This window comes from Acinetobacter sp. Brlt_5 (assembly GCF_051949055.1).
GTDB lineage: Bacteria > Pseudomonadota > Gammaproteobacteria > Pseudomonadales > Moraxellaceae > Acinetobacter > Acinetobacter indicus.
Genome location: NZ_JAYJLP010000049.1, coordinates 1 through 706 on the forward strand (window position 1 = coordinate 1; position 706 = coordinate 706).

General features: G+C 36.1%; 1 protein-coding gene. It reads right to left on the reverse strand.

Features of this window, described 5'->3' with window-relative positions:
- Window positions 1-611, reverse strand: a 611-nt coding sequence (locus VF685_RS14050; protein WP_440203684.1) for an IS982-like element ISAcsp2 family transposase, incomplete at its 3' end; no start/stop codon positions are given.
- Between the last annotated feature and the right edge of the window lie 95 nt (window positions 612-706).

Here is a 706-nt window from a genome sequence, read left to right on the forward strand (position 1 = left end):
TTCAATCTGATTTTTAATTCTTGGCTGATGTAACCTCGATCCCCGTAAAGTTTTGCTTCTATACCAGCAACCAATTGCTCAACCATTTTTATGTCAGCAACATGTCCATTCGATAAAGCAGAACAGGCAATTTCACCAAATTGATTCATCGCAATATGTAATTTACAGCCATAAAACCAGCCCATTGAGCTTCTACCACGTGATGCAATTTGGACTAATGATTTATGACGCTGAATACGTTGATTTTTACAAACTGGCAGAGTTGTTGAATCAATCCATAAATATTGTGTAGCTTGGTCTTTCATCAGCGCCACATGTAAAGCGTGTAGGGCCAATTGGTGCATATTGATCAGATGAATCATCCTTTGATAGCAAGGCAAGTACTTAAATAAATGGCTTTTATCTTCTTTTAACCAGGTGAAAAAGGCTTTGAAATTATTGAAATGAGAGCATTTGTACCAAATGGCAATAAAGCAGATTTCTGAAATTGTGAGTTGAGCAGTTCTGATTCTTAAGGAACCACAGTTTTGTTTGAGAAACTCCCAATAAGTTGATTCAAATTTAAGAAAAAAATCATCAATTACGCAGAATAATTCGGTACTATTGAACATCAGGACTAGAGTTGTGAGTTTGGTGTGGTAACTCAACTGATGGCTCTAGTCCTCTTATTTTTCAAGTCAATTTCTTATCCGCGATTCAGGTTAAT